The organism is Luteimonas cucumeris (assembly GCF_007830035.1).
Taxonomy (GTDB): Bacteria; Pseudomonadota; Gammaproteobacteria; order Xanthomonadales; family Xanthomonadaceae; genus Luteimonas_C; species Luteimonas_C cucumeris.
Genome location: NZ_VLKN01000009.1, coordinates 17,503 through 43,464, shown reverse-complemented (window position 1 = coordinate 43,464; position 25,962 = coordinate 17,503). Strand labels below are relative to the sequence as shown.

At 67.8% G+C, this 25,962-nt stretch carries 23 protein-coding genes; 5 read left to right on the top strand and 18 right to left on the bottom strand.

The annotated features are described in order from the left end of the window. Window positions 1-99: 99 nt before the first annotated feature. Together IP90_RS15280 and IP90_RS15275 are read right to left on the bottom strand one after the other, a co-directional pair. Window positions 100-756, bottom strand: a complete 657-nt coding sequence (locus IP90_RS15280; protein WP_144900528.1) for a DUF938 domain-containing protein — start codon at window positions 754-756, stop codon at window positions 100-102. Continuing rightward, window positions 753-971, bottom strand: coding sequence for a hypothetical protein (locus IP90_RS15275; RefSeq protein WP_144900527.1), 219 nt, complete (start codon window positions 969-971; stop codon window positions 753-755). Before IP90_RS15275 ends, IP90_RS15280 begins: the two co-directional genes overlap by 4 nt. Window positions 972-1,112: 141 nt before the next feature. Between IP90_RS15275 and IP90_RS15270 the strand changes: the two genes are divergently transcribed. Together IP90_RS15270 and IP90_RS15265 are read left to right on the top strand one after the other, a co-directional pair. Further along, entirely contained in the window at window positions 1,113-1,496 is a 384-nt protein-coding gene (locus tag IP90_RS15270) for an I78 family peptidase inhibitor (RefSeq protein ID WP_144900526.1), read from the top strand. Window positions 1,497-1,680: 184 nt separating this feature from the next. After that, window positions 1,681-2,001 (top strand): hypothetical protein, encoded by a 321-nt coding sequence (locus IP90_RS15265; protein ID WP_144900525.1) that lies wholly within the window; start codon window positions 1,681-1,683, stop codon window positions 1,999-2,001. 66 nt (window positions 2,002-2,067) lie between these two features. Here IP90_RS15265 and IP90_RS15260 read toward each other — a convergent pair whose 3' ends face one another. The 4 genes from IP90_RS15260 to IP90_RS15245 all read right to left on the bottom strand — a co-directional run bounded on the left by IP90_RS15260 (window position 2,068) and on the right by IP90_RS15245 (window position 5,465). Then, on the bottom strand, window positions 2,068-3,144 hold the full coding sequence (locus IP90_RS15260; protein ID WP_242007618.1) for a DNA topoisomerase IB: 1,077 nt from the start codon (window positions 3,142-3,144) through the stop codon (window positions 2,068-2,070). Window positions 3,145-3,221: 77 nt separating this feature from the next. Further along, entirely contained in the window at window positions 3,222-3,449 is a 228-nt protein-coding gene (locus IP90_RS15255; RefSeq protein ID WP_144900524.1) for a hypothetical protein, read from the bottom strand. Window positions 3,450-3,534: 85 nt separating this feature from the next. After that, complete coding sequence (locus IP90_RS15250) at window positions 3,535-4,794, bottom strand: TCR/Tet family MFS transporter (RefSeq protein WP_144900523.1); 1,260 nt, start codon at window positions 4,792-4,794, stop codon at window positions 3,535-3,537. A gap of 68 nt (window positions 4,795-4,862) precedes the next feature. Then, complete coding sequence (locus tag IP90_RS15245; RefSeq protein WP_144900522.1) at window positions 4,863-5,465, bottom strand: DUF2239 family protein; 603 nt, start codon at window positions 5,463-5,465, stop codon at window positions 4,863-4,865. A gap of 307 nt (window positions 5,466-5,772) precedes the next feature. Between IP90_RS15245 and gltB the strand changes: the two genes are divergently transcribed. Further along, on the top strand, window positions 5,773-10,251 hold the full coding sequence (gene gltB, locus IP90_RS15240) for a glutamate synthase large subunit (protein WP_144900521.1): 4,479 nt from the start codon (window positions 5,773-5,775) through the stop codon (window positions 10,249-10,251). Window positions 10,252-10,819: 568 nt separating this feature from the next. Further along, window positions 10,820-12,271 (top strand): FAD-dependent oxidoreductase, encoded by a 1,452-nt coding sequence (locus tag IP90_RS15235; protein WP_144900520.1) that lies wholly within the window; start codon window positions 10,820-10,822, stop codon window positions 12,269-12,271. 38 nt (window positions 12,272-12,309) lie between these two features. Here the strand turns inward: IP90_RS15235 and IP90_RS15230 are convergent, their stop codons facing one another. From IP90_RS15230 to IP90_RS16695, 12 genes are all read right to left on the bottom strand, one after another. After that, window positions 12,310-13,122 carry a hypothetical protein gene (locus IP90_RS15230; protein ID WP_144900519.1) on the bottom strand — a complete coding sequence of 271 codons (813 nt, stop codon included), beginning with the start codon at window positions 13,120-13,122 and terminating at the stop codon, window positions 12,310-12,312. 22 nt (window positions 13,123-13,144) lie between these two features. Beyond that, window positions 13,145-13,477, bottom strand: a complete 333-nt coding sequence (locus IP90_RS17015) for a DUF559 domain-containing protein (RefSeq protein ID WP_199753509.1) — start codon at window positions 13,475-13,477, stop codon at window positions 13,145-13,147. Window positions 13,478-13,636: 159 nt separating this feature from the next. Next, on the bottom strand, window positions 13,637-14,236 hold the full coding sequence (folE, locus tag IP90_RS15220; protein ID WP_144900518.1) for a GTP cyclohydrolase I FolE: 600 nt from the start codon (window positions 14,234-14,236) through the stop codon (window positions 13,637-13,639). A gap of 82 nt (window positions 14,237-14,318) precedes the next feature. Beyond that, window positions 14,319-14,777, bottom strand: coding sequence for a hypothetical protein (locus tag IP90_RS15215; protein ID WP_144900517.1), 459 nt, complete (start codon window positions 14,775-14,777; stop codon window positions 14,319-14,321). A gap of 95 nt (window positions 14,778-14,872) precedes the next feature. Next, window positions 14,873-15,244: a hypothetical protein gene (locus IP90_RS15210; RefSeq protein ID WP_144900516.1), complete on the bottom strand. Its 372-nt coding sequence runs from the start codon at window positions 15,242-15,244 to the stop codon at window positions 14,873-14,875. 350 nt (window positions 15,245-15,594) lie between these two features. After that, on the bottom strand, window positions 15,595-16,629 hold the full coding sequence (locus IP90_RS15205) for an NADP-dependent oxidoreductase (protein WP_144900515.1): 1,035 nt from the start codon (window positions 16,627-16,629) through the stop codon (window positions 15,595-15,597). Between the two features lie 66 nt (window positions 16,630-16,695). Next, window positions 16,696-18,207 (bottom strand): efflux transporter outer membrane subunit, encoded by a 1,512-nt coding sequence (locus tag IP90_RS15200; RefSeq protein ID WP_199753508.1) that lies wholly within the window; start codon window positions 18,205-18,207, stop codon window positions 16,696-16,698. Window positions 18,208-18,212: 5 nt separating this feature from the next. Continuing rightward, window positions 18,213-18,941, bottom strand: coding sequence for an SDR family oxidoreductase (locus IP90_RS15195; RefSeq protein WP_144900514.1), 729 nt, complete (start codon window positions 18,939-18,941; stop codon window positions 18,213-18,215). Between the two features lie 127 nt (window positions 18,942-19,068). Beyond that, the gene (locus tag IP90_RS15190) at window positions 19,069-22,260 is read right to left on the bottom strand and encodes an efflux RND transporter permease subunit (protein ID WP_144900513.1); all 3,192 of its coding nucleotides are present in this window, start codon (window positions 22,258-22,260) and stop codon (window positions 19,069-19,071) included. A gap of 132 nt (window positions 22,261-22,392) precedes the next feature. Continuing rightward, window positions 22,393-23,568, bottom strand: a complete 1,176-nt coding sequence (locus IP90_RS15185; protein WP_144900547.1) for an efflux RND transporter periplasmic adaptor subunit — start codon at window positions 23,566-23,568, stop codon at window positions 22,393-22,395. A gap of 29 nt (window positions 23,569-23,597) precedes the next feature. Next, a complete protein-coding gene (locus IP90_RS15180) occupies window positions 23,598-24,506 on the bottom strand; it encodes an SDR family NAD(P)-dependent oxidoreductase (protein ID WP_158635378.1) in 909 nt (302 codons plus the stop codon). Then, window positions 24,503-24,760 (bottom strand): hypothetical protein, encoded by a 258-nt coding sequence (locus IP90_RS16695; protein ID WP_158635377.1) that lies wholly within the window; start codon window positions 24,758-24,760, stop codon window positions 24,503-24,505. The genes IP90_RS15180 and IP90_RS16695 overlap by 4 nt, the downstream gene beginning before the upstream one ends. A gap of 125 nt (window positions 24,761-24,885) precedes the next feature. Here IP90_RS16695 and IP90_RS15175 point away from each other — a divergent pair, with 125 nt between their 5' ends. Continuing rightward, window positions 24,886-25,944 (top strand): LysR family transcriptional regulator, encoded by a 1,059-nt coding sequence (locus IP90_RS15175; protein ID WP_144900511.1) that lies wholly within the window; start codon window positions 24,886-24,888, stop codon window positions 25,942-25,944. Window positions 25,945-25,962 lie beyond the last annotated feature (18 nt).

Below are 25,962 nucleotides of genomic sequence, written 5' to 3'. Positions count from 1 at the left end.
GGCATGGCCGGGCGTGATGGTGGCCCGGGATCGTGGGGCGGCGCCACTACGACAGGACGTATCCGTGCCCGATCCGTGTTTCCTGCACCCTGCGTCGCTTCAGCCGCGTCGCCACACCAGGCAGCGGTTGTTCGCCGGCATCGCCAGGTCCGCGACCAGCCGCAGGCCGATCACCCGCGCCTGCGCGTCCACCGCCTCGAAGTCGCGTATGCCAGAACGCGCGTCGCGCGCTTTCAGCCATGCGTCGAACGCACGATTGCTGTCGCTGGTGTACTCGCCGCCGTAGTTGAACGGGCCGTACAGCACCAGCACGGCGTCGCCATCGTTTTTGTCTTGCGACTGCGATGTCGTGTCGAACACCTTGCCCACGCCGGCGAAGAAAGCTTCGACCTGCGGCCAACCCATGATGTGCAAGGTGTTGGCCGAAAAGATCGCGTCGTAGCCGCGACGCGCGTGTCGAGGATCCTCTGTCTTCACGACACGCGACCAGTCGCCGCCGACATCCAGTTCCAGCGCCGGCGGCGTGTTCGCTAAACCCGCGTCGTCCAGCCAGAGGCCGATGCCGGGCAGGTTGTCCGCCACGTCCGAACATTGCCAGGTCAGCCACGGCATCGCGGCCGCAAAATGCACTGCGTGCTGGCCGGTGCCGCTCCCTATTTCCAGCACCCGCTGGCGGTCGGCGAAGTGCGTGCGCAACACTTCCAGGATCGGATCGCGATTGCGATCGCAGGCCGGCGCATGCGGTTTGCCGCTCAACCCGCGCGCACCTTGCGTCCGCTTTCGCGCATCAGCTGGTCGAACCGGTCCCAGCGCAGGCGGCGCCGGTAGACCTTGTTGGTCGGCCGCCATTCCACCGCGCCCTTGGACACCAGCAGCGTGCCGAAACGGATGCCGTCCTTCTCGACCACGAATTCGATGTCCTCGCGTCCGAGCGTGCGCCGCGGCAGGTTGAAGGTGACGGTATGGGCCATGATGCTGCTCCTGTGAAGTCGATGCGCCGCTTGCTGTCGCCGTTGCCTTCGCCGACCGCACCTGTATGCCCGACAATCCGTTAACGTACTGCACACGGCCGCGCACGCACGCTGTCGCCTACCCCCGCCAGGAGATCCGCCATGTACCGCATTGCCTCCATCCTGTTCGCGCTGTCGCTGGCCGCCTGCAACGGCACGACGCCGCCGAGTACCGACTCCACCGCCGCCACGGGCGACACTGCCGCCGTGTCCACGCCGGCGGACGCGCCTGCGGTCGCACCGGAAAACACGCTCGAGCCCGCGCCGGTCGACGACGCAAAGAAAGTCTGCGATGCCAGCAAGGTGCAGTCGCTCGTCGGCCAGACCGCGAGCCAGGACGTCGTCGACAAGGCCAAGGCCGACAGCGGATCGGGCACCACGCGCGTGATCAAGCCCGGAGAAATGGTGACCATGGATTTCCAGGACGATCGCCTGACCCTGGAAGTGGATGATGGCAACGTGATCCAGAGCGTGCGCTGCGGTTGATATACGGAAATTACTGCGCACACCTGCACATTCAACCCGCATTCCGGCCGCGCAGCCTCGCCGCGCGGCCGGAATGCTGTTCTTGAACGCACGCCCACCACTGCGCTTTTATTAGCCGAATCTTGACGCGGTTCTACAGCGGCGCAAACCAAGCTCACAGGCGTACCTTACGCCAGGAGCCATCATGATCCGCATCGCACTCCCCATCACCGCGCTGGCCGTGGCTCTGTCACTGACCGCGTGCAACAACGATCAGGAAGTCGAGCCGACGTATACGCCGCCGGCCGATACCGCACCGGCCACCACCACGCCGGATACCACTACGCCGAGCCAGACGCCTCCGCCGAGCGAAACCACGCCGCCGCCGAGCGAGACGCCACCACCGGCGACCGAAGGCATGGCGCCCGAGCAGCCGCCGACCACGACGCCGCCACCGGTGGAAACGCAGCCACCGACCGATCCGAACGATCCGGCACAGTCGCAGACCACGCCGCCTTCACCGTAACCGACACGGCATCACGCCGTTGCGCCCATACCCTCGCACAGAGGGTATGGGCTTTTCGTTGCGCGGCTATCGTGCCGCGCGATGCGAGCGTTTGAGAAAACGCAGTGCGGCCTGTTCCCACTGCCGCGCACCACGTGCCGCACCGGCCGCACGTTGCAGGCTGCCGTCGCGCCAGCCGGCAAACAGGCTGGGATCGATGTAGGCCTTGCGGCATACCGCGACGGTATTGCCCAGCGATTTGGCGACCGCGGCGATCACCCGGTTCTGCGTGGTCGCCAACGTCGCTTCGCTGGGCTGGTCGCCGCGCAACGCCTGCGGCAGCGGCGTGGCGGCGAGCATCTGGAAGGCCAGCAGCGTGCCACCCCATGTGCGGAAATCCTTGGCGGTGAAGTCGTCTCCCATCGTCGCGCGCAGGTATTCGTTGACCCTGCCCGAATCGACGCGCTGGCGTCGGCCCTCGTCGTCCAGGTACTGGAACAGGGCCTGTCCCGGCAACTGCTGGCAGGCGCGTACCAGTTTCACCAGGCGTGCATCATCCAGTTCGACTTCATGCAGCTGGCCGCTCTTGCCGCGGAAACTCAACCGCGCGCGCCCACCATGCAGGAAGGCGACATGGCGATTGCGCAACGTGGTCAGGCCGAACGAACCGTTGTTGCGTGCATAGGCATCGTTGCCCACGCGCATCAGGGTCGTGGCCATCGTCGCGACCACGATCGCCAGCACCTTTTCGCGCGGCAGGCCCGGCAGCTTCAGGTCACGGCGCACCGCGCGACGCAGCCGCGGCAACGCCGTGGCGAAGGCGACGATGCGATCGAACTTGCCGTCGCCGCGCATCTGGTTCCACTGCGGGTGATAGCGATACTGCTTGCGCCCGCGCGCGTCGCGCCCGGTCGCCTGCAGATGGCCGTTCGGCACGGCGCAGATCCAGACATCGGTATAGGCCGGCGGGATCGCCAGTTGGCGGATCCGCGACAACGTCGCGGCGTCGCGCACCGGACGACCGCTGGCGCGACGATAGACGAAACCCTTGCCGGCTCGCCGGCGGCCGATGCCGGGCATGGCATCGCTGACATATACCAGCCCGGCCTGCCCGGCAGTGTGTGCGGCGGCATCCGCCGGTGTCGCATCATCGTCGCGGGTCACGCGACCAGCATTGCCGTGTTGCCGTCAACGAGATGAAAAGGCTGTCATCGTCGAGCCTTGCGCATTGCGATGCGCGGTCAGTCGTCCTTGTCGGCGCCGCTGAAGTCGATCTTCTCGCCGCCCTCGCCCGCCTTCCATTCGGCGGATACCTCGCGCTTGCACCACGGTGCGGTCGCCTCGCCCGGCCGGCCATCGGCGCCGACGCAGGCCGGATTGGCATCGACCGCGGCATTGCTGTCCTTGTACTCCACGCCGCTGCAGGCGCTGGCCAGCAGGACGACGATGATCGGAACGGTCAGGCGCATGACGACTCCTCGCGGATGGGCGGTGGGTTCGCCCATTATTGCGCGAACGCGCGTGTTGCCTGCGGCCGCACTGAGGACGCTGCGCTCACGCAGCCGTGTCGGCGGCCGCAGGCATCGCCGCGGGCGCACGCGCATAGCGCCACGCGATCAGCACCGCGATGCCCAGCAGCACCGCGGCGATGAACCAGGGCGCGCCGGGCAGGTGCAGCGGTGCGCGATCGCCGATGAAGAATCCGAAGCTGCCGGCGAAGATCGCCGGGCCGATGATGCCGGCCATCGACACCAGGCTCATCAACGCGCCCTGGATGCGGCCCTGCACGTCGGCGCCGACCTGGTGCGTGATCAATGCCTGCGTCGACGGTGCCGCCAGCGCCCACAGCGCGCTGATCGGCAAGCCGAGCAGGAACAGCCAGCCGACATCGGCGAAACCATAGATCGCGAACCCGACGAAACCGCAGCCCAGACCGAGCAGCAGGGTTCGGCGCTCGCCGAGCCAGTGCACCACGCGCCCGACGAGCACCGCGTTGACGATCACGCTGCACACGCCGACTACCGCCAGCACATAACCCACTTCGCGCGCGCCCCAGCCGTAACGGTAATCGGCGAACAGCACGAAGATGCTCGGATACACGTAATGCGCGAGGTTGGCTATGAACACCACCGCCGCCAATCCGAACACCTGCGGATAACGGCGCAGCAACGCCAACGAACCCAGCGGATTGGCGTGCGCCCAGTCGAAGCGTGCGCTGCGCCGCTCGGCCGGCAGCGATTCCGGCAGCACGAACCAGCCATAGATGAAGTTCACCAGCGACAGGCCGGCGGCGAACCAGAACGGCAGGCGCAGGTCGATCTCGCCGAGCCAGCCGCCGATCAGCGGGCCGACGATGAAGCCCAGCCCGAACGCGGCGCCGATCATGCCGTAGCTCTTCGCGCGCTGCTCCGGCGCGGTGACGTCGGCGACGTAGGCGTTGGCGGTGGTGAAACTGGCCGAGGTGATCGCCGAGATCACGCGACCGACGAACAGCCACGGCAAGGTGCTGGCCAGGGCCATGAAGATGAAATCCAGGCCCAGCCCCAGGCACGACAGCAGGATCACCGGCCTTCGCCCGTAGCGGTCCGACAGCGTGCCCTGGATCGGCGACGTCACGAACTGGATCGCGGCGAACACGGTGCCGAACACGCCGACCCAGTACGCCGCATGCGCGGTGTCGCCGCCGACGAACTGTTCGACCAGGTGCGGCAGCACCGGGATGATCAGGCCGAACGACAGCACGTCGATCAACACTACGACGAAGATGAAGACGAGCGCGGCCTTGCGCGCCCGTGGGGCGATCGTTGCGTTCATGGCGATCTGCGATGAGAGGATCGGGCGCCGAAGCGGTCAATGATGGGGCTTGCGCCGCCGTGCTGCCATCACGCCAGTGCGTCGGCGGCGAGCATGGCGATGTGTTCGTGCACGTCGGCCGGCCATGTGGCGATGCGTTCCTCGAACGCGATCGCGTCGCCTGCGAACAGCGCACGCGTCGCTTCCTCGAAACCGGGCTCGTTGCCGGCCAGCGCCGTCATGAAGCGATAGGTGGATTCCTGCGCCTCGCGCTTGCGGTCGCTGCCGGCGTGCTCGCGTCGCGCTTCCTCGACCAGCTTGCGCAAGGCCACCGACGCGCCGCCCGGCTGCGTGGCCAGCCACTGCCAGTGGCGCGGCAGCAGCGTGACCTCGCGCGCGACCACGCCCAGCCTGGGCCGTCCCGGCCCCTTGCGTGGCGCCGCTTCGGCGACCGCCGGATCCGCCGCCCGGCCGATCTGCTCGGAGACGTCGGCCAGCCGCTTCAACAGGTCCGCTGGCGTGCCGCGCAGGTCGATGTCGATCGGCTGGCTGCTGCGGTCGTCGAAGATCAGTACCGGCGCCGCGCCGCCCTGCGCGCGCTGCGCGACCAGCGCGACATGGCGCAGTTCGCCGGAAGCGATGCGGTGCTGGCCGGCGAAGGCGGTGCAACGGGTGTCGAGGGCGGCTTGCATGGAAGTCCTGGAGGCGATGGCGCGGTGGACGCGTAATTTACCCGGATCAATACTGTTGTCAATATCTGCCGGGTAATTATCGACAGCTGGGAATCGCCCGGCGGACCGTGCTTCAGGCCGGTCTGGCGCCAGATTCCCCGTCGCCATGCGGCCTGAAGCGTGTCCCCGGCACGAATTGCCGCAGCGCACAAATTGTGTTCTAGTCGAACCATCCTTGCAAAGGCAGGCCGGAGCGCGCGAGCGCACCGTAGCCCACCGTCGCCACGTTTTGCCCCCACCGGGCACGCAGCAGCCGAACGGAGACAGGATGCATCGCACCACCCGCGACGCCGGCTTGTACGACCCTCGCGATGAGCGGGACAGCTGCGGCTTTGGCCTGATCGCGCAGCTGGACGACCGGCCCAGCCGCGAACTGGTCGACCGTGCCCTGGAAGCCCTGGGCCGCATGACCCATCGCGGTGGCGTCGCTGCCGACGGCCTCAGCGGCGATGGCTGCGGCCTGCTGATCAAGCAACCCGATGCCTTCCTGCGCACGCTCGCCCGCGAGGCCGGGATCGCGCTCGGCGCGCAGTTCGCCGCCGGCCTGGTGTTCCTGCCGCACGACGATGCCGCCGCAGCGCGTGCGCATGCCGGCCTGGCCACGGCGCTGCGCGAAGTCGGATTGGCCGTGGCCGGCTGGCGCGCGGTGCCGGTCGACACCACGGCCTGCGGCGCCAGCGCGCTGCGCGCGTTGCCGCGGATCGAGCAGGTGTTCGTGGTGCCGGCGCTGGACGTGGACAGCGCGCGACCGGAGCCCGCCGCGTTCCAGCACGCACTGTACCTGGCGCGCCGCCGCGCCGAGCAGCGCCTGCGCGCCGACGTGCCGGGCTTCTACATCGTCAGCCTGTCGGCCGGCAGCATCGGCTACAAGGGCATGGTGCTGCCGTCGCGGCTGCCGCAGTTCTATCCCGACCTGCAGCGCGCGGAACTGGCCAGCAGCGCGGTGGTGTTCCATCAGCGTTTCTCGACCAACACCCGTTCGCGCTGGTCGCTGGCGCAGCCGTTCCGGCTGCTGGCGCACAACGGCGAGATCAACACCATCGCCGGCAACCGTCGCTGGGCGCAGGCACGCGCGTCGACCTGGCGCACCGACACGCTCGACCCACGCGAGTTCGATCCGGTGATCGAGACCGACGGCTCCGATTCGCAGAGCCTGGATTCGATGCTGGAATTGCTGCAGGCCGGCGGCATGGATCTGCTCAAGGCACTGCGCATCCTGATCCCGCCGGCCACGCAGTCGCTGGAATACAAGGACGCCGACCTGGCCGCGTTCTACGAGTACTACGCGCTCAACACCGAACCGTGGGACGGGCCGGCCGGGATCGTGGTGTTCGACGGACGCTACGCCGCCTGCACGCTCGACCGCAACGGCCTGCGCCCGGCGCGCTGGCTGCGTTCGCGCGACCACCATTTCATGATCGCGTCGGAAGCCGGCGTGTGGGACCTGCCGGTCGCCGACGTGGTCGCCAAGGGCAAGCTCGGCCCGGGGCAGATGATCGCCGCCGACCTGCACACCGGCGCCTTGCTCGACAGCGACGCGATCGACGCGGTCAACCGCGCGCGCGCGCCTTACAAGCGCTGGCTCAAGCAGGGCATGACCTACCTGCACAGCGAACTGATCGATCCCAACCTGACCGCGGAACCATTCGACCAAGGCACGCTCGCCGGCTTCCAGAAACTGTTCCAGCTCACCCGCGAGGAACGCGAGCAGGTACTGCGCCCGCTGGCGGAAACCGAACAGGAAGCGACCGGCTCGATGGGCGACGACGTGCCGATGGCGGCGTTGTCGCAGCAGGTGCGGCCACTGTACGACCGCTTCCGCCAGGCCTTCGCGCAGGTCACCAATCCGCCGATCGATCCGCTGCGCGAGGACTGCGTGATGTCGCTGGCCACGCAGCTCGGCCGCGAGGGCAATGTCTTCGTCGACGGCCCGGACAACGTGCATCACGTGCTGCTGAATTCGCCGGTGCTGTCGCAGCGCAAACTGCGGCAGCTGCTGGCGACCGCGCCCTACGACGCGACGCATCGCTACCTCGACCTGAACTTCAGCGCCGCCGAAGGCATGCGCGCGGCGCTGCTGCGACTGTGCGACGAGGCCGAGACCGCGGCGGGCGAGGGCATCGAACTGCTGATCATCAGCGACCGTCGCCCGCGTCGCGACCATCTGATCGTGCATGCGCTGCTTGCCACCGGGGCGATCCAGCAGCGGCTGGTGCGCAGCGGCCTGCGCTGCCAGGTCAACCTGATCGTGGAGACCGGCACCGCGCGCGATCCGCACCACGTCGCCTGCCTGATCGGCTACGGCGCCACCGCGGTCTATCCGTACCTGGCCTACCAGACGCTGCACGACCTCGGCGTGCGCGGCATCCTCAAGACCAAGCACGACGAAGTCGCCCAGATCGGCCGCAGCTATCGTCGCGGCGTCAAGAAGGGGCTGCTGAAGATCATCTCGAAGATGGGCATCAGCACCATCGGCAGCTATCGCAGCGCGCAGCTGTTCGAGATCGTCGGCCTCGACAACGAAGTGGTCGAGTTGTGCTTCACCGGCACGCCGTCGCGCATCGGCGGTGCCGGCTTCGACGCGCTGCAGGCCGACGCCGCGCATCTGGCGGCACTGGGCTGGAACAACGCCGCGCTGCCGGAGATCGGCGGCGTGCTGCAGTACACGCCCGACGGCGAATACCACCAGTACAACCCGGACGTGGTGATGTCGCTGCAGCAGGCGGTGCGCAGTGGCGATGCCGGCGACTGGCAGCGCTACGCCGACACCGTCAACCAGCGTCCGCCGGCGGCCCTGCGCGACCTGCTGGCGCTGGACACGTCCAGCGCGAAAGCCATTCCACTGGACGAAGTGGAACCGGTCGAAGCCATCGTCAAACGCTTCGATACCGCGGCGATGAGCCTGGGCGCGCTGTCGCCGGAAGCGCACGAAGCGCTGGCGATCGCGATGAACCGGCTCGGCGGTCGCAGCAATTCAGGCGAAGGCGGCGAAGACCCGGCGCGCTACCGCAGCGACAAGGTCTCGAAGATCAAGCAGATCGCCTCGGGCCGTTTCGGCGTCACGCCCGAATACCTGGTCAATGCCGAAGTGCTGCAGATCAAGATGGCGCAGGGCGCCAAGCCCGGCGAGGGCGGACAGCTGCCGGGCCACAAGGTCAACGAACTGATCGCGCGCCTGCGTTATGCGCGTCCGGGCATCGGCCTGATCTCGCCGCCGCCGCACCACGACATCTATTCGATCGAGGACCTGGCGCAGCTGATATTCGACCTCAAGCAGGTCAATCCCGATGCGCTGGTGTCGGTGAAGCTGGTCTCGCATGCCGGCGTCGGCACCATCGCCACCGGCGTGGCGAAAGCGGGCGCGGACCTGATCACCATTTCCGGCCATGACGGCGGCACTGGCGCCAGCCCGCTGTCGTCGATCCGCTATGCCGGCACGCCTTGGGAACTCGGTTTGTCGGAAGCGCGCCAGGCGCTGCTGGCCAACGAGTTGCGCGATCGCGTGATCGTGCAGGCCGACGGCGGCATGAAGACCGGACTGGACGTGATCAAGGCGGCGCTGCTGGGTGCGGAGAGCTTCGGCTTCGGCACCGCGCCGATGATCGCGCTGGGCTGCAAGTACCTGCGCATCTGCCATCTGAACAACTGCGCGACCGGCGTGGCGACCCAGGACGAGCGACTGCGCGCCAACCATTTCACCGGCCTGCCCGAGCGCGTCGAGAATTTCTTCCGTGGCCTCGCCGAAGAAGTGCGTGGCTACCTGGCGCAGCTGGGTGTGCGCACGCTGGGCGAGATCGTCGGTCGCGTCGACCTGCTACATCAGATCGGTGGCGTCGACGACAACCACGAGCGCCTGGATCTTTCGCTGCTGCTGGCCCGCGACGGACTGACCGGCGGCGCCCTGTGCGGCACGCCCGCGCACGCCGTCGCCCCGCACGGACTGGCGGCGGAGCTGGAAACCGAACTTGCCGATGCGATCGCGCACAAGCGCGGCGGTCGCCATGAATACGCGATCCGCAACACCGACCGCAGCATCGGCACGCGCCTGTCCGGGCGCATCGCGCGTGCGTACGGCAACCACGGCATGGACGACGCGCCGATCGAATTGCGTTTCGATGGTACCGCCGGACAGAGCTTCGGCGCGTTCCTCGCCGGTGGCCTGCACCTGGAACTGCATGGCGAGGCCAACGACTACGTCGGCAAAGGCATGGCCGGTGGCCGCATCGTGATACGCACGCCGGCCGGCGCGCGATACGCGGCGCATGAGACACCGATCCTCGGCAACACCTGTCTGTATGGCGCCACCGGCGGCGAGCTGTACGCCTCCGGCCAGGCCGGAGAGCGCTTCGCGGTACGCAACTCCGGCGCGATAGCGGTGGTGGAAGGCGTCGGCGACCACTGCTGCGAATACATGACCGGCGGCGTGGTCGCGGTGCTGGGCCGCACCGGCCTCAACTTCGGCGCCGGCTTCACTGGCGGCATGGCCTACGTGCTGGACCTGGAGCGTGATTTCGTCGATCGCTACAACCACGAGCTGATCGACATCCTGCGCATCAACAGCGAGGGCTTCGAGCACCATCGCTCGCACCTGCTGGACCTGCTGGAAACGCATGCGCGCTTCACCGGCAGCGTGTTCGCGCAGAAGATCATCGACGAGTTCCGCGACTTCCTCGGAAAGTTCTGGCTGGTGAAACCGAAGGCGGCGAGCCTGGAGTCGTTGGCGGACAATTTGAGGCGGGCGGCATGAGGAGTCTGGTCGCCATCGATCGCTTCGGCATCCACGCGCTTGCCGTCGCTTCCCCCTCGCCCCGCTTGCGGGGGCGAAGGACATGGTTTGCGAATCACGGATTCGCATGCCCTGAGCGTCTTCGCAGCAGCGAGGGCCGGGGCACGGAGCGGGGTGCCCGAAGGGCGGGTGAGGGGAGCGAGCGCAGCGAGCATGCTGTTGCCCCTGCTTCAAGGCTGTCATCCCCGCAAAGGCGGGGACCCAGCGACCTTGCTTCTTTTTGTTGTCGAACGGAGTCTGCTTCGCCCTTGCTGCAACCCACAGGAGCTTCCGCCCGCTGCGCGTGCGGGTCACTTTCTTTTGCTGACCCAAAAGAAAGTAACCAAAGAAAAGGGTCTTCCCCGATCAAGGCTCACGTTGCGCCTTGTAGTCCTCGGGGATTTTCCGAGTCGGCCTCCTGCCTCCATCGGAAAACGGCGGCCATTCATGGCCGCCGCCCTTCGGGTCTGCGAGCTTGCGAGGACTCTTGCCGCGTCGCTCCAGGATCAAAAGCTGCGCCCATGGCGCTTTTCACTGCCGGGCGGGTCGTATGAGCAAGAAGACTCCCTTCGAATTCCTCGACACCGCGCGCCGCATGCCCGAGCGCGTGCCGTTGTCGTTGCGCAAGCAGGGCGACTGGAGCGAGTTGTATGGGCGCTTCGACGGTGGTGATGCCAAACACCAGGCGGGGCGCTGCCTGGATTGCGGCAATCCGTATTGCTCGTGGGGTTGTCCGTTGCACAACCGCATTCCGCAATGGCTGGAGCTGGCGCGCGAGGGCCGCATCCACGAAGCGGCCGCGCTGTGTCATGAAACCAATCCCTTGCCGGAAATCTGCGGCCGCGTGTGTCCGCAGGATCGCCTGTGCGAAGGCAGCTGCACGCTCAATGACGGCTTCGGCGCGGTCACCATCGGCGCGGTCGAGAAATACATCGTCGACAGTGCACTCGCCGATGGCTGGCGTCCCGATCTGGCGGCGGTGACGGCGACCGGCAAACGTGTCGCCGTGGTCGGCGCCGGACCGGCGGGGCTGTCTTGCGCGGACCGGCTGGCGCGCGCCGGCATCGCGGCGACGGTGTTCGACCGTTACGAGTCGATCGGCGGACTGCTGCAGTTCGGCATTCCCAGCTTCAAGCTCGAACGCACGGTGATGGCGACGCGGCACGGCATCCTCGAGGGCATGGGCGTCGAATTCCGGCTCGGCGTCGAGGTCGGACGCGACGTCGGTTTCGATGCGCTGCTCGCCGATTACGACGCGGTGTTCCTCGGCCTTGGCAGCTATCGCTACACCGATGGCGGCCTCCCCGGGCAGGACCTGCGCAATGTGCTGCCGGCCTTGCCGTTCCTGGTGCAGAACGGGCGCATCGTGATCGGCGACGACACGCAGGGACGCGCCATTGCCGGCTGGGAAGACGAGATCGCGTTACCCGAACTGCGCGGTCGCCACGTGGTCGTGCTCGGCGGCGGCGACACCGGCATGGACTGCGTGCGCAGCGCGGTGCGGCTCGGCGCGGCCAGCGTGCGCTGCGTGTATCGGCGCAACGAGGCCAACATGCCCGGCTCGGCGCGCGAAGTGGCCAACGCGCGCGAGGAGGGCGTCGAATTCCTGTTCAACCGGCAGCCGCTGGCGCTGCTCGGCGACGGCGCGGTCAGCGCGGTGCGCGTGGCCGAAACGCGTCTTGGCGAAGCGGATGCGCGCGGTCGCCAGCGGGCCGAAATCGTGCCGGGCAGCGAATCGGAATTGCCGGCGGACGTGGTCATCATCTCGTTCGGTTTCCAGCCCGATCCGCCAGCGTGGCTGTCCACGCATGGCATCGCCCAGCACGACAACGGACGCATCCGCGTCACAGGCGGCAAGGGCGACGGCGGCCTGCCGTTCCAGACCACGCATCCGCGCGTGTTCGCAGGTGGCGACGGCGTGCGCGGCGCCGACCTGGTGGTAACAGCGGCCTACGAAGGTCGCGAGGCGGCGAAGGGCATCGCCCAACTGTTGCTCGCGTAGGGCGGAACCGCCGCAGGCGCTTCCGCCCTACGCGACGATCAGCGTCGCGCCATCAGCTGCGTGGTCGCCACGGCCAGCCGTTCGACGGTATCGCCGAATGCACCATGTCCGCCTTCGGGGTACACGTCATGACCACGGGCGAAAGTCGCCGAGACATTGCCGGCGATCTCGCGCGCCTGTTCGAACGAACGGTTCAAGCCGCCCTCGAGCGCGGAAGCGGCATCGAGCGCGCTGGCGAAGTCACCGCGGGTCACGCTGTCCATCACGCCGCTGGCGACATGTGACAGGTCGTGCATCGAGCGCGCGACCGAAGCGATCTCGCTCATGCCGGGCACTCGGCCGTTGGTGAGCGCACCGGTGGCGAGGGTGCCGAGCACGCCCTGCAGGCTGGTGCTGGAAACGGCGCCCGGAATGGCACTGGCGAACCTGTCGATGGCCAGGTTGGCAAGCGGCTGCATCGCCGACGGCAGGTTCGACGCCACCGCGTCGCGCGCGGCGCTGGTCAGGCTGCCGCCGGTGAGCGCGTTGACCACGCCCATCACCGCGCCGGGCAGGCCGCCGGTGATCGCGCCCATCAATGCGGCGCCGACCAGCCCCTGCAGATCCTTGGCGTCGATGCCGAGCATGTCGGCCAGGTTGCCGAGCGCATCGCCGAGGCCGGTTTCCGAGGCCGAGCCGAGCACGCTGCTGACGGCATCGGCGACCGCATCGACCGCCTGGCCGATGGCGTCGGCGACGCTTTCGGCGGCATTGCCGAGGCTGTCGGCCGCATTGTTCTGGTTGCCCGCCGAATTGGCGCTGCTGTTGCTGTTGCCGACGCCGCCGGCACCGTCATTGCCGTCGCTGCCCATCTCCGTACTCCGTGAACGTGGACTACGGCAAGCTATTCCTTATCGGCGCTGGAGGAACCCTGGTGCTGACCCGAGGTTGCGGACCTCTTCCGGCTTCAGCGCCGTCCAACCAACTCGCCACGGATCGAATCCAGCACGCAATGGCGTCCCGCAGGATCTCGTTATTCCAGAATCTGAGAACCTGAAATCCTTGCGCTTCCAGCCGTGCCTTTCGCGCATTGTCGTAGCGCACGGCATCGGCATACTGTCCACCATCCGCTTCGACGATGCGCTTATGGCGCAGGCACGCAAAGTCGACGATGAACGGGCCGGCTACTGCCGCTTGAATTTGAAGCCCGAGAAACGCTTGCCGCACAGATGACGCTACAGCAGAGCCTCCGCGTCGGTTGGGGCCTGGCGCATGCGTTTGGCGTGATCGAGCAATCGTTGTTCCGGCATCGGACCTCCTGTCCTGTAAAGCCGAACCTCTCCCGGCCCTGCGGGCCACCCTCTCCCATAAAGGTAGAGGGCTGAATCAACCGACGTGGCCGTCGCGGATGAAGCGCAGGAACTCGGCGCGGGTGCGGGCGTCGTCGCGGAAGCCGCCGAGCATCTTGGAGGTGACCATGCTGACGCCGCGCTTGTGGATGCCGCGCGTGGTCATGCATTCGTGGGTGGCCTCGATCACCACGCCGACGCCGCGCGGGTTCAGCACTTCCTGGATCACCGTGGCGATCTGCGCGGTCATCTTCTCCTGCACCTGGAAGCGGCGCGCATAGGTCTCCACCACGCGTGCCAGCTTGCTGATGCCGACCACCTTGCCATCGGGCAGGTAGCCGACGTGCGCGCGGCCGATGATCGGCGCCATGTGGTGCTCGCAATGGCTCTCGAACTCGATGTCGCGCAGCACGATCATCTCGTCGTAGCCGGCCACTTCCTTGAAGGTACGGGCCAGAAATTCCTGCGGGTCGTCGCTGTAGCCACTGAACCAGTCGCGGTAGGCCTCGACCACGCGCTTGGGCGTGTCGAGCAAGCCCTCGCGCGCGGGGTCCTCGCCGGCCCAGCGCAACAGCACGCGCACCGCGTCCTCGGCCTGCGCGCGGCTGACGTCGCTGGAATCTTGGTTAGAGGCCATGGCGGCTCCGGCATTGCGGGGAGACGCACATGTTAACGCGGCCGCCATGCGCAGGCCGCGCCACCGCTGGATCGCAATGTTGCTAGCTGTCGCGGCCGCGCGCCTGCAGGTTGTCGTCCAGTTCGCGCCAGGCGTGCGCCACCGCGGCCTGCGCCTGCGGCCATTCCAGCCGCGATTCGCCGCGCACGCGTGGCCAGTCCTGCGCCAGTTGCGCCGACGCCTGTGCAAAGGGCTGGCCGCCGCGCGTGGCGTAGGTGTCGAGGCCGTAGCGATAGGCGGGCTTGTAGTCGTCCCAGGTCATGCCGTCGACGTAGTACTCCATGGTGTGGAACACCTGCTGGAAATGGCCGAGGTCGCCGCGCGTGTCGGCCGCTTCCGACAGGTGCTCTCCGGCGATCGCGCCCAGCGCGCCGCCGGCCACCGCGCCCAGCGTCAGTCCGGGCGTGCCGCCGACGACGGCGCCGATCACCGCGCCGACCACGCCGCCGCCGAGGGTGGCGCCGCCGGTACTGAGGATATGGTCCTTGTGCAGCGTGCTCATGGTGCGCCCTCCGCGCGTGGAGCCCGATTGCACGCTAGCCCCGCCACCGTCCAATGCAGGTGAAATCGCAAGCGGCCGATGCCGCCGCCGGGGTACTAATGGTGTGCGCCGGGCAGGTCGTGATCGCCGGGCTTGTCTTGGCCGATACGGCGCCAGATGTCGCGCACCGCGCCGCGCGCCTCGACCCAGGCCAGCCGCGATTCGGCGCGACCGATCGCCCAGTCGCGCTCCAGCTGCGGCTCCACCTCTTCGAAGTGGCGGCCGTGGTAACGACCGAAACTGTCGTAGCCATAGCGATAGGCCGGCGCGTAATCCGACCAGCCGCGGCCGCTGGAATAGTACGGCGCATCGCGATACGCGCGCCGGTAATGCGTTTCGTGATCGACCCAGTCGCTGCCGGCGGGAGCTTCCGCCGGGGTGCTGCTGGCACGTCCGCCGACATTCAAATTGACTCTGCCGCCTGGCACTTCGTTCTTCCTGCGATTCCGAACTTTGCGAGACGCTAGGCCAGTCGCAGTCGCAGGGCGGTGAAGAACGGCGCATTCATTCGGCTGTTGCGCATACCGATTCAGCGCCGGGTCGCATCGCGGCCATGCCGTTGCCGGACGACAGGAACGTATTCATCGTCGCAGACCGGCAACGCTCGCGCGCAACGGCTGGCGATGCGGTGGGATGTCGCGCGGGCAGCCCGTACAACGCGACCGACGGTCGTCTTGCCGATGGCAATGCCGTGCCTTGCCACAATCGCAGCACTGGCGCCGCCGAAGGTCGCTGCGTAGTCGCGTCCACGCTCATGGCGAGCCTGTCGCACCACGATTCAGGTTTCGGCGACGCGCACCAGCAGCTTGCCGAAGTTGCGTCCCTGCAGCAGGCCGATGAAGGCCGCCGGCGCTTTCTCCAGGCCATCCACGCGATCTTCGCGCAGCAGCACCTGGCGATCGCGCAGCCACACCAGCATGTCGCGACGGAAGGCCTCGAAGCGCTCGGCATAGTGGTCGAGGATGACGAAGCCCTGCATGCGGATGCGTTTCTGCAGCAGGGTCGACTGCAGCAGCGGCAAGCGGTCCGGACCGTCGCGCAATGTCCGGTCGTTGTAATGCGCGATGATCCCGCACACCGGCACGCGCGCGCCGATATTGAGCAGCGGCAGCACGGCGTCGAACACCTCGCCGCCGACGTTCTCGAAATACACGTCGATGCCGTCCGGGCAGGCCACGGCCAGACGCGCCGCCAGTTCCGGTTCATGGCGATCCAGGCAGGCGTCGAAGCCGAGTTCATCCACCACGTAACGGCATTTTTCTTCGCCGCCGCAGATCCCGACCACGCGCGCGCCCTTGAGCCGGGCGATCTGGCCGACCACCGCGCCGACCGCACCGCTGGCGGCCGCGACCACCACGGTGTCGCCCGGCTTCGGCGCGCCGATGTCGAGCAGGCCCACGTACGCGGTGAATCCGGTCATGCCCAGGCCGCCCAGCGCCAGCGATGGCGGATCGATGCCATCGACGGCCAGCAGATCGCTGCCGTCGGACAAGGCGAAGTCCTGCCAGCCGGCATTGCCAAGCACCAGTTCGCCTTCGCGGAATCGCGGGTGCCGCGACGCAATCACGCGGCTGACCGTGGCGCCGACCATCGGCGCGCCCAGTTCGACCCGTGGCGCGTAGACAGGCCCGACTTCGTCCATCAGGTTGCGCATGTAGGGATCCAGCGACAGGAATGCGGTGCGCAGCAAGACCTGCCCATCCGCGGGTTCCGGGACCTCGACCTGCTCGAGCCTGAAGTCTTCCGGCACCGGCAACCCGCGCGGGCGCGCGGCGAGGACGATGCGGCGATTGACGGTATCGGTCTGCGACATCGCGGATCCTGGCTCGACGAACGGGGAGGTCATCCTGCTGACGGAGACGGGCCGAGGCGCACGCGCTCAGGGCGTGCGCGCATCGGCCACGTCCTCGCGCAGCGGCGGGCGTTGCGGCCAGCCGCCGGCCAGCGCCTTGTACAAGGCCACCGCGCCGGCCACGCTGCGGGTGCGTGCATCGGCGAACGCCTCCTGCGCCTGCAACTGCGTGCGCTCGGCATCAAGCACCTCCAGCAACCCGGACGCGCCGGCCTCGTAGCGCACCCGCGCCAGCTGCGCGGCGCGTGCACTGTCGACTGCAGCCCGTTCCAGATGCTGGTCCTCGACGCGCGCCTTGGCGTAGCGCACCAGCGCGTTTTCGGTGTCCTCCAGCGCCAGCAACACGGTCTGCTGGTAGCGCGCCAGTTCGCCGGCGGCGTCGGCATCGGCGGCGGCGATGCGTGCGCGCACGCGGCCGATGTCGAGGAACGACCAGTCGATGCCCAGTGCGACCAGCCGCGTCTCGCTGTTGCGTTCGAACAGCGCGCTGCTGTCGATCGCCTGGCTGCCGATCAGGCCGCCGAGGGTGAAACGCGGGAACAGGTCGGCGGTGGCGACGCCGATCCGCGCGGTCGCCGAATGCAGACGATATTCGGCGGCGGCGATGTCGGGACGACGGCGCAGCAGTTCACCGGGCGTGCCGGCATCCATCCGCGCCGGCAACGCCGGCAACGGCTTCTGCGGGTCCAGTTCGGCGATCAGCGCGTCCGGCGTCTGCCCGACCAGCACCGCGAGGCGATGCATCGCCACCGCGACCTGCGCCTCCAGCGCGGGAATACGCGCCGACGTGGTTTCCAGCTGCGCACGGGCACGTGACGTGTCAAACTCGGTGTCGCGACCCGCGTCAAGCCGCGCTTCGACCAGGCGCAGCGTGTCGCGCTGGTTGCCGGTGTTGTCGCGCGCCACGCGCAGCCGCTCCTGCAGGCCGCGCAGTTCGACATAGGTGCGCGCGACTTCGCCGACGATCGCCACCTGCAGCGCTTCCAGATCCGCCGCGCTGGCCGCGGCATCGGCGCGGTTGGCCTCGACGTTGCGGCGCACGCGGCCGAACAGGTCCAGTTCCCACGTCGCCGAAACGTTGGCGCCGTAGCTTTCGCCGTCGCGATCGCCGCGCGCCACGCCCGGCGCCTGGTCGGCGCTGCTGCGCGCATCGCTGGCTTCGGCGTTCGCGGTCACGGTCGGGAAGCGGTCGAACTTCGCCTCGCGCAGCAGCGCGTTGGCACGGTCGTAGCGCGACACCGCGATGCGCAGGTCGTGGTTGGCGGCGAGCGCCTCGTCGACCAGCCAGGTCAGTTGCGGATCGTCGAAGCCGCGCCAGAACTCGGCGTCGGCTTCGCGCAGCGCGATGTCGGCGCTCTGCGTGTCGGCCGCTGCGGCGACGGCCGGCGCCTGCGCGCGCGCGAACTGCGCCGGCGTGGCCACGGTCGGCCTCACATGTTCAGGACCGACGGTGCAGGCGGCCAGCGCCAGCGCCAGTGCGGACGGAAACAAGGTCATCGCAGCGCCCCTGAAACCGCGCGCCACAGAGAAATCACGCATCGTGCTCACCATGGCAGCACCTCGCCCTGGTGGGTGTAACTGCCGGTCGGCCCGGACGCATCGAGCAGCGCCATCCGCACGCTGCCGCTGGCGCCGGTGGCGACGTCGAGTTCGCCGTGCGCGTTCATGTCGGTCTTCACCGAACCCGGATCGACCGCGTTGACCTTGATCGTGGTGTCGCGCAGCTCGTGCGCCAGGTGCACGGTCCAGGCGTTGACCGCAGTCTTGGACGCGTCGTACGCCGGCACCTTGAGGTTGTAGATGTCCGAACCCGGATCGGTGTGCAGCGTCAGCGATGCCAGTGCGCTGGACAGGTTGACGATGCGGCCGGCCGGCGACTTGCGCAGCAGGGGCAGGAACGCCTGGGTGGTGGCGACCATGCCGAACAGATTGGTGTCGAAGGTCTCGCGCCAGCTCTGCAGCGATTGCGCCGATGGCACGCGCTCGAAATCATCGCGGACGATGCCGGCGTTGTTGACCAGGATGTCGAGGCGGCCGTGGCGTTGTTCGACCTCGCGCGCGGCGGCGTGGACACCGGCCTCGTCGGTGACATCCAGCGCGATCGCTTCCACCGGCAGGCCTTCGGCCTGCAGCTCCAGCGCCACTTTCACCGCTTTGTCGCGGTCGCGTCCGGCGAGCAGGGTGTGCACGCCCTGCGCGGCTAGCTGTCGTGCGGTCTCCAGGCCGATGCCGCGGGTGGCGCCGGTGACCAGGGCGATCTTGTCGTTGTGCATGTGCTTGCTCCGCAATGAGAGAAGGAAAATGGATCCTCGCCGCGCGCGATGCGCGGCGATATCCGTTTCTTGTCGACCGTTCTGGAACGGGTCGTTCTTTAAAGCGCTAACGCAGAAGCCGGTGGGACTACAGCGCGCGCGTCTCCAATGCCGGCGCGCCGTGGTCGCTCGCATGCGCGGCCTGGTTGTGCCGTACCAGCGGGCGATTGGCCAGCTTGCGCAGCGCGACGTAGAACACCGGCGTCAGGAACAGGCCGAACAGGGTCACGCCGAGCATCCCGGAGAACACGGTGATGCCGGTGACCGAGCGCACTTCCGCGCCGGCGCCGGAGCCGATTACCAGCGGGATGGTGCCGGCGATGAATGCGATCGAAGTCATCACGATCGGGCGCAGGCGCAGGCGGCAGGCTTCAAGAGCCGCCTCGATGATGCCCTTGCCCTGCATTTCCAGCTCGCGCGCGAACTCCACGATCAGGATCGCGTTCTTGCACGCCAGGCCCATCAGCACCACCAGGCCGACCTGCACGAACACGTTGTTGTCGCCGCCGGTCAGGCCGACACCGATCAGCGCCGACAGCAGCGTCATCGGCACGATCAGGATCACCGCCAACGGCAGCGTCCAGCTTTCGTACAGCGCGGCCAGCACCAGGAAGGCGAGCAGCACCGCCAGCGGGAAGATCACCAGTGCCGCCTTGCCCTGCGTGGCCTGCTGGTAGCTCAGGTCGGTCCACTCGATGCCCATGCCATTGGGCAGCACCTGCTGCGCCAGCGCTTCGATCTTCTCCATCGCCTGCGCCGACGACAGCACCTTCGGATCGGCTTCGCCCATCAGGTCGGCGGCCGGATAGCCGTTGTAGCGGATCACCGGATCCGGACCGAAGGTCTCGCTGATCTTCACCATGCTGCCGATTGGCACCATCTCGCCGTTGACGTTGCGGGTGCGCAGATTGGCGATGTCCTCGACGTTGTCGCGGAATGGACCGTCGGCCTGCGCGATCACCTGCCAGGTGCGGCCGAACATGTTGAAGTCGTTGACGTAGGCCGAGCCGAGATAGGTCTGCAGCGTGTCGAACAGTTCGGTCAACGGCACGCCCTGCGCCTTGGCCTTGATGCGGTCGACCTCGGCATCAAGCTGCGGCACGTTGGCCTGGTAGCTGGAGTTGATGAAGCCCAGTCCCGGGGTCTGCGCGCCGGCACCCTGGAAGTTCTGCACCGCACTTTGCAGCGCGCCGTAGCCTAGGTTGCCGCGGTCCTGGATGAAGGCCGAGTAGCCAGAGCCGGTGCCCAGGCCGTCGATCGGCGGCGGCAGCAGCGAGAACGCGAAGCCCTCCTGGATACCGGCGATCTTCGCGCTCAGTTCGGCGTTGATCTCGGTCGCACTGCGACGCTCGCCGAACGGTTTGAGGTTGATGAAGGTGACGCCGTAGTTGGGGGTGTTGATGAACTGCAACGGGTTGAAGCCGGGGAAGGCGATGTCGTTCCGGGTGCCGTCGATGCTCATCGCGATCTCGCCGATCTTCTTCAGTGCCGCGTCGGTGCGCTCGATCGATGAACCCTCGGGCATCTTCACGCCGGCGATCAGGTAGGACTTGTCCTGCACCGGGATGAAGCCGCGCGGCACGACCTGGAACATCAGCCCCGTGCCCACCAGCAGCACCGCATAGATCGCGAACACCAGGCCGCGACGGCCCAGCGCCTTGCCGACCGTGCGCTGGTAGCCGTCGGCGCTGCGCGTGAAGAAGCGGTTGAAGGGCCGGAACAACCAGCCGAAGCCACGGTCGATCAAGCGGGTCAGGCCATCCTTGGGCGCGTCGTGCGGCTTGAGCAGGCGCGCGGCCAGCGCCGGCGACAACGTCAGCGAGTTGATCGCCGAGATCACCGTCGAAATCGCGATGGTCACCGCGAACTGCTTGTAGAACTGGCCGGTGACGCCGCTCAGGAACGCCATCGGCACGAACACCGCGCACAGCACCAGCGCGATCGCGATGATCGGTCCGGATACTTCCTTCATCGCCTGGTGCGCGGCGGCCATCGGAGTCAGGCCGGCCTCGATGTGGCGTTCCACGTTTTCCACCACCACGATCGCGTCGTCGACCACGATGCCGATCGCCAGCACCAGCCCGAACAAGGTCAGCGTGTTGATCGAGAAGCCGAGCAGGTATAGCGCAGCGAAGGTGCCGACCACGGACACCGGCACCGCGATCAGCGGAATGATCGACGCACGCCAGGTCTGCAGGAACAGGATCACCACCAGCACCACCAGCAGTGTCGCTTCCAGCAGCGTGGTGATCACCGACTTGATCGAATCGCGCACGAAGATCGTGGTGTCGTAGACCGACTTGTACTCGATGCCGGGCGGGAAGTGCTTCGCCGCCTCGTCCATGCGCGCGATCACCTCGTCGCGGATCTGCAGCGCGTTGGCGCCGGGCGCCTGGAAGATGCCGATCGCCGCGGCGTTCTTGCCGTCCAGCCGTGCGCGCATGCTGTAGTCGCCAGCGGCAAGCTCGATCCTGGCCACGTCGGACAGGCGCACGATCTCGCCGCCTTCGCCGCTCTTGAGCACGATGTCGCCGAATTCCTGCGGCGTCTCCAGCCGGCCACGGGCGTTGATCGGAGTCAGGAAATCGCTGCCGTTGGCCATCGGCTCGGCGCCGAGCTGTCCGGCGGAGACCTGGATGTTCTGTTCGCGCACCGCACGCAGCACGTCGCTGGCGGTCATGCCACGCGAGGCGATCCTGTCAGGGTCCAGCCACAGGCGCATCGCGTAGTCGCCGCCGCCGAACAGCTGCGCGTCGCCGACGCCGGGGATGCCGGCCAGCCGGTCCTTGACGTGCAGGCGCATGTAGTTGCGCAGGTACAGCGTGTCGTAGTTGCCTTCGGTCGAGAGCAGGTGCACCACCATCAGGAATACCGGCGACTGCTTCTGCGTGGTCACGCCCTGGCGTCGCACATCCTCGGGCAGCCGCGCCAGTGCCTGGCTGACCCGGTTCTGCACGCGCACGGTGGCCTCGTCGGCATCGACGTCGGGCTTGAAGGTGACCGTGGTGGTGGATGAGCCGTCGGAACTGGCGACCGACTTCATGTACATCAGGCCTTCGACGCCGCGGATCGATTCCTCCAGCGGCGTGGCCACGGTCTCGGCGATCACTTTCGGGTTGGCGCCCGGATACACGGTGCGCACCACCACCGACGGCGGCACGACTTCCGGGTACTCGCTGATCGGCAGCAGCGGGATCGCGATCAGGCCGGCGGCGAAGATCACGATCGACAGCACCGCGGCGAAGATCGGCCGGTCGATGAAGAATTTGGAGAAGTCCATGGGAAAATCCTTGGCAATGGAATAGCCCGGCCGGCGCGATCGCGCAGCCTCGCTTGCGTTTTTTTTGCGGCGGCGCGGTGGCGGACCGCGCCTTCACCCCACCCTCTCCACGCGGGAGAGGGCGTCACTACGTCACTTCATTGCGACCTGCTGCACCGGTGCCGGCGCGCCCATCGCGATCACCTTCGGCGCCACCGGCATGCCGGGGAAGAACACCTTCTGCACGCCGTGCACGATCACCTTGTCGCTTGGCGCCAGGCCGGAACGGACCACGCGCAGGCCGTCGATGTTGCCGCCGAGCACGATGTCCTTGCGCTGCGCCTTGTTGTCCGCGCCGAGCACGTACACGTACTTGCGGTCCTGGTCGGTGAGCACGGCCTTGTCGTCGATCAGCATCGCCTTGAACTCGCCGCTGCCTTCGATCTGCACGCGCGCGAACAGGCCGGGCGTGAACTGGCGGTCGGGATTGGACAGCACCGCGCGCGCGCGGATCGTGCCGGTATCGGCATCGACCTGGTTGTCGATGAAGTCGACCGTGCCCTCGTGCGGATAACCCTGCTCGTTGGCCAGGCCGATGCGGACCTTGTTGTTGATGCGGCTGCGTTCGCCCGTGCGCGCCAGTTCCTGGTAACGCAAATAACTCTGCTCGTCGCCTTCGAAGTAGACGTGTACCGGATCCATCGACACCACCGTGGTCAGCAGCGTCGAGTCGGCCTGGGCGAGGTTGCCTTCGGTCACCAGCGCGCGGCCGGCACGACCATCGATCGGCGAACGCACCTGGGTGAACTGCAGGTCCAGCTGCGCGCTTTCGACCGCGGCCTGCGCCGCGTTGACGCCGGCATTGCCCTGCGCGGTGGCGGCCTTGCGCGTCTCGAACTCCTCGCGCGAGATCGCCTTGGCTTCCAGCAGCGCCTGCGCGCGCGCGTCCTGGGTCTGCGCCAGCCGCGCCTCGCTGCGCGCACGGGCCAGTTCGGCCTGGGCGCGCGATAGTTCGGCGCGGTAGCGGCGCTGGTCGATCACGAACAGCAGGTCGCCTTTCTTGACCTCCTGTCCTTCCTTGTAGGCGACGCGTTCGACATAGCCGCTGACGCGCGGCCGCAGGTCGACGGTCTCGATCGCGCTGACGCGACCGGTGAAGTCGTCCCACTGCCGCACCTGCTTGGACAGCACGGTGGCGACGCTGACTTCGGGTGCCGGCGGCGGCGCATCGCCGGGCGCGGCCTGGCTGTTGCAGGCGGCGAGGGCGGCGGCGATCAACGCACTGAGCACCAGCGCGGTGACGGGATAACGCGTGCCCGAACGGGCCATCTGCTTGGAGGAGAAATTGCCGGAGCTGATCATCGGGGGGAGGATTCCTGGTTGCGTTTCGTGAGAGCGAGTGTCTGCAGCAGCTTGCGTGCGTCTTGCAGACAGCGTGGTGGCAGCAGGCCGGCTTCGCTATCCGCTGCTTGCGCTTTCTGCGCAGCTGCGGAGGCGTGTTCGACCGACGATGAAGTAAGGGCGTTGGCCGGCGTGGCCGGCAGGTCGATGTCGTCCGACCAGGGCGATTCGGCCAGCGGCGCGGTGTAGCGCACCACCGCGTGAGCGGGCGTTGCGACGGCGCTGTGCTCGATCAGCGCCAGCGCGCGCTGTCCGACCGCGAGTGCGTTCGGCCACTGCGTGCACGCATGCCTGCGGTTGGCTTCGGTGCGCAACGGCGATTCGACCGCGAGCAACTGCACGCGCACCGGATAGGCGCGGGCTTCGTCGTGCAGCACGCGCGCCAGCATGCGCAGCGCCGCGGCGGCGATCGAATCATGGCCGTAGCCGGCCCAGGGCTGTTCGCCACCGGGTCCACCGATCAGCACGTAACCGCCGCCGCGATCGGACGCGGCCAGCAACGGCAACAGTTGGCGCGCGGCGACCAGGTGCGGCAGCAGGTCCTCATCCAGGGTGCGGCGCAGGAATTCGGCCGGCTGGTCGAGCAGGCGACCGCGCTTGCAGCCACCGCAGATCGTCGCGACCACGCCGCCCAGCGGACGCCCCAGCGCGCGCAGCTCGTCGCCCAGGCGCGTGGCGGCCGCTTCGCTGTCGAGCGAGGCGCTGATCGCGACCAGGTCGGCACCAGCATGCTGCCGACGCAGTGCGTCCAGCGCCTCGCCGTCGCGGGCCACGGCGATCACCGGCCAGGCGCGCTCCAGCGCGGCCTGCACCACGCCGCGACCGACCTCGCCGGTCGCGCCCAGGACAATCAGGGCCGCCCTCATTGTCCCGCTCCCGGGATTTTTTCTCCCGTGAACGGGATGATGTGGTCGCGGCTGAGCCAGGCCAGCAGGGCACCGACCGCCGGCAGCACCAGCATCGCGGCCGGCACGGATACCACTCCGGCCATCAGCCAGGCCTGCTTGCCATCCAGCGCAAACCATTGATGCAGAAAGGCAGCGACCACGGCCACCAGCAGTGCCTGGGCGAACAGGGCGGCGGGCAGATAGGCGAGTCGGGCTTGCGAGGAGGTGAGCATGGCGACGGCAGGGGTTTGGTGTGCGACATAAGGTAGTCGCGCCGGCGCCACTTGATTAGACAGTGAATCGGGGAATAATTGTCCCCGAGATGGGCCAATGCCCATCACCCCCTCAAGGAGCCCCCATGGCCCGCGATCTCAACGACACCCTGGTCTTCGTCAAGGTGGTCGAGCACGGCAGCTTCATCGCCGCGGCCAAATCCCTGCGTCTGCCCAAGACCACCGTCAGCCGCAAGGTGCAGGATCTGGAAACGCGCCTCGGCGCGCAGCTGCTGCACCGGACCACGCGCAAGCTCGGTCTCACCGAGGCCGGCAACATCTATTACGAGCATTGCCAGCGCATCGCCCGCGAACTGGACGAGGCCGAGAGCGCGGTCAGCCAGTTGCAAGGTGGCCCGCGCGGCTGGCTGCGCATCACCGCGCCGTATTCGCTGGGCATCGAGCGCATCGCACCGCTGCTGGGCGAATTCCACGCGCGCCATCCGGAAGTGCGCGTGGAAATGCTGTTGAGCAACGAATCGCTGGACCTGATCGACAAGGAGATCGACGTCGCGCTGCGCGTCGGCAACCTGCCCGATTCCAATCTGGTGGCGCGCAAGTTGTCGACGTTCCGCACCCAGGTCTATGCCAGCCCGTCTTACATCGAACGCCACGGCGAACCGCTGCATCCGGACGACCTGCAGCACCACCGCACCCTGGGCATGCAGAAGATGCATCGCAACGGCCACTATTACTGGCCGCTGAGCGATGGCGAAGGTACGGTCGAATACCGGATCGATCCGGTGATGGTCGCCAACGACCCGGCCGGCGTGCGCGGCGCGCTGATCTGCGGCGAAGGCCTGATGCTGGCCAGCGACATCATGGTCAAGGCGTACGCGGAACAGGGCTATATCCGCCGCGTGCTGGCCGGCTGGACCGGCCCGGAATACGAGTTGAACGCGGTGTTCCCGCGCGGCCAGGTCACCTCGCCCAAGGTGCGCGCCTTCGTCGACTTCCTGGTCGAACGGCTGAACCTGGATGCGGACTACATGCAGATCCTGTGTCCGGACATGCGCGGTCGCTGCATGGCCGCCGACAAGGCCTCCACCGCGGCGCTGACCGCGGAACTGGACAAGGTGGCGAAGCAGGCCACCGCCGTGCCGGTAGTGGCGACGCAAGACGACGAGGACGAGGCGCTGGTGTAGGTGCAATGCACGCGCAAA

What these genes read in the sequence shown, in the direction of transcription:
- IP90_RS15275 (WP_144900527.1), bottom strand. Translation starts at nt 971, where the DNA reads ATGGCCCATACCGTCACCTTCAACCTGCCGCGGCGCACGCTCGGACGC.
- IP90_RS15270 (WP_144900526.1), top strand. Translation starts at nt 1,113, where the DNA reads ATGTACCGCATTGCCTCCATCCTGTTCGCGCTGTCGCTGGCCGCCTGC.
- IP90_RS15265 (WP_144900525.1), top strand. Translation starts at nt 1,681, where the DNA reads ATGATCCGCATCGCACTCCCCATCACCGCGCTGGCCGTGGCTCTGTCA.
- IP90_RS15255 (WP_144900524.1), bottom strand. Translation starts at nt 3,449, where the DNA reads ATGCGCCTGACCGTTCCGATCATCGTCGTCCTGCTGGCCAGCGCCTGC.
- IP90_RS15250 (WP_144900523.1), bottom strand. Translation starts at nt 4,794, where the DNA reads ATGAACGCAACGATCGCCCCACGGGCGCGCAAGGCCGCGCTCGTCTTC.
- IP90_RS15245 (WP_144900522.1), bottom strand. Translation starts at nt 5,465, where the DNA reads ATGCAAGCCGCCCTCGACACCCGTTGCACCGCCTTCGCCGGCCAGCAC.
- gltB (WP_144900521.1), top strand. Translation starts at nt 5,773, where the DNA reads ATGCATCGCACCACCCGCGACGCCGGCTTGTACGACCCTCGCGATGAG.
- IP90_RS15235 (WP_144900520.1), top strand. Translation starts at nt 10,820, where the DNA reads ATGAGCAAGAAGACTCCCTTCGAATTCCTCGACACCGCGCGCCGCATG.
- IP90_RS15230 (WP_144900519.1), bottom strand. Translation starts at nt 13,122, where the DNA reads ATGGGCAGCGACGGCAATGACGGTGCCGGCGGCGTCGGCAACAGCAAC.
- folE (WP_144900518.1), bottom strand. Translation starts at nt 14,236, where the DNA reads ATGGCCTCTAACCAAGATTCCAGCGACGTCAGCCGCGCGCAGGCCGAG.
- IP90_RS15215 (WP_144900517.1), bottom strand. Translation starts at nt 14,777, where the DNA reads ATGAGCACGCTGCACAAGGACCATATCCTCAGTACCGGCGGCGCCACC.
- IP90_RS15205 (WP_144900515.1), bottom strand. Translation starts at nt 16,629, where the DNA reads ATGTCGCAGACCGATACCGTCAATCGCCGCATCGTCCTCGCCGCGCGC.
- IP90_RS15200 (WP_199753508.1), bottom strand. Translation starts at nt 18,207, where the DNA reads ATGCGTGATTTCTCTGTGGCGCGCGGTTTCAGGGGCGCTGCGATGACC.
- IP90_RS15195 (WP_144900514.1), bottom strand. Translation starts at nt 18,941, where the DNA reads ATGCACAACGACAAGATCGCCCTGGTCACCGGCGCCACCCGCGGCATC.
- IP90_RS15190 (WP_144900513.1), bottom strand. Translation starts at nt 22,260, where the DNA reads ATGGACTTCTCCAAATTCTTCATCGACCGGCCGATCTTCGCCGCGGTG.
- IP90_RS15185 (WP_144900547.1), bottom strand. Translation starts at nt 23,568, where the DNA reads ATGGCCCGTTCGGGCACGCGTTATCCCGTCACCGCGCTGGTGCTCAGT.
- IP90_RS15180 (WP_158635378.1), bottom strand. Translation starts at nt 24,506, where the DNA reads ATGAGGGCGGCCCTGATTGTCCTGGGCGCGACCGGCGAGGTCGGTCGC.
- IP90_RS16695 (WP_158635377.1), bottom strand. Translation starts at nt 24,760, where the DNA reads ATGCTCACCTCCTCGCAAGCCCGACTCGCCTATCTGCCCGCCGCCCTG.
- IP90_RS15175 (WP_144900511.1), top strand. Translation starts at nt 24,886, where the DNA reads ATGGCCCGCGATCTCAACGACACCCTGGTCTTCGTCAAGGTGGTCGAG.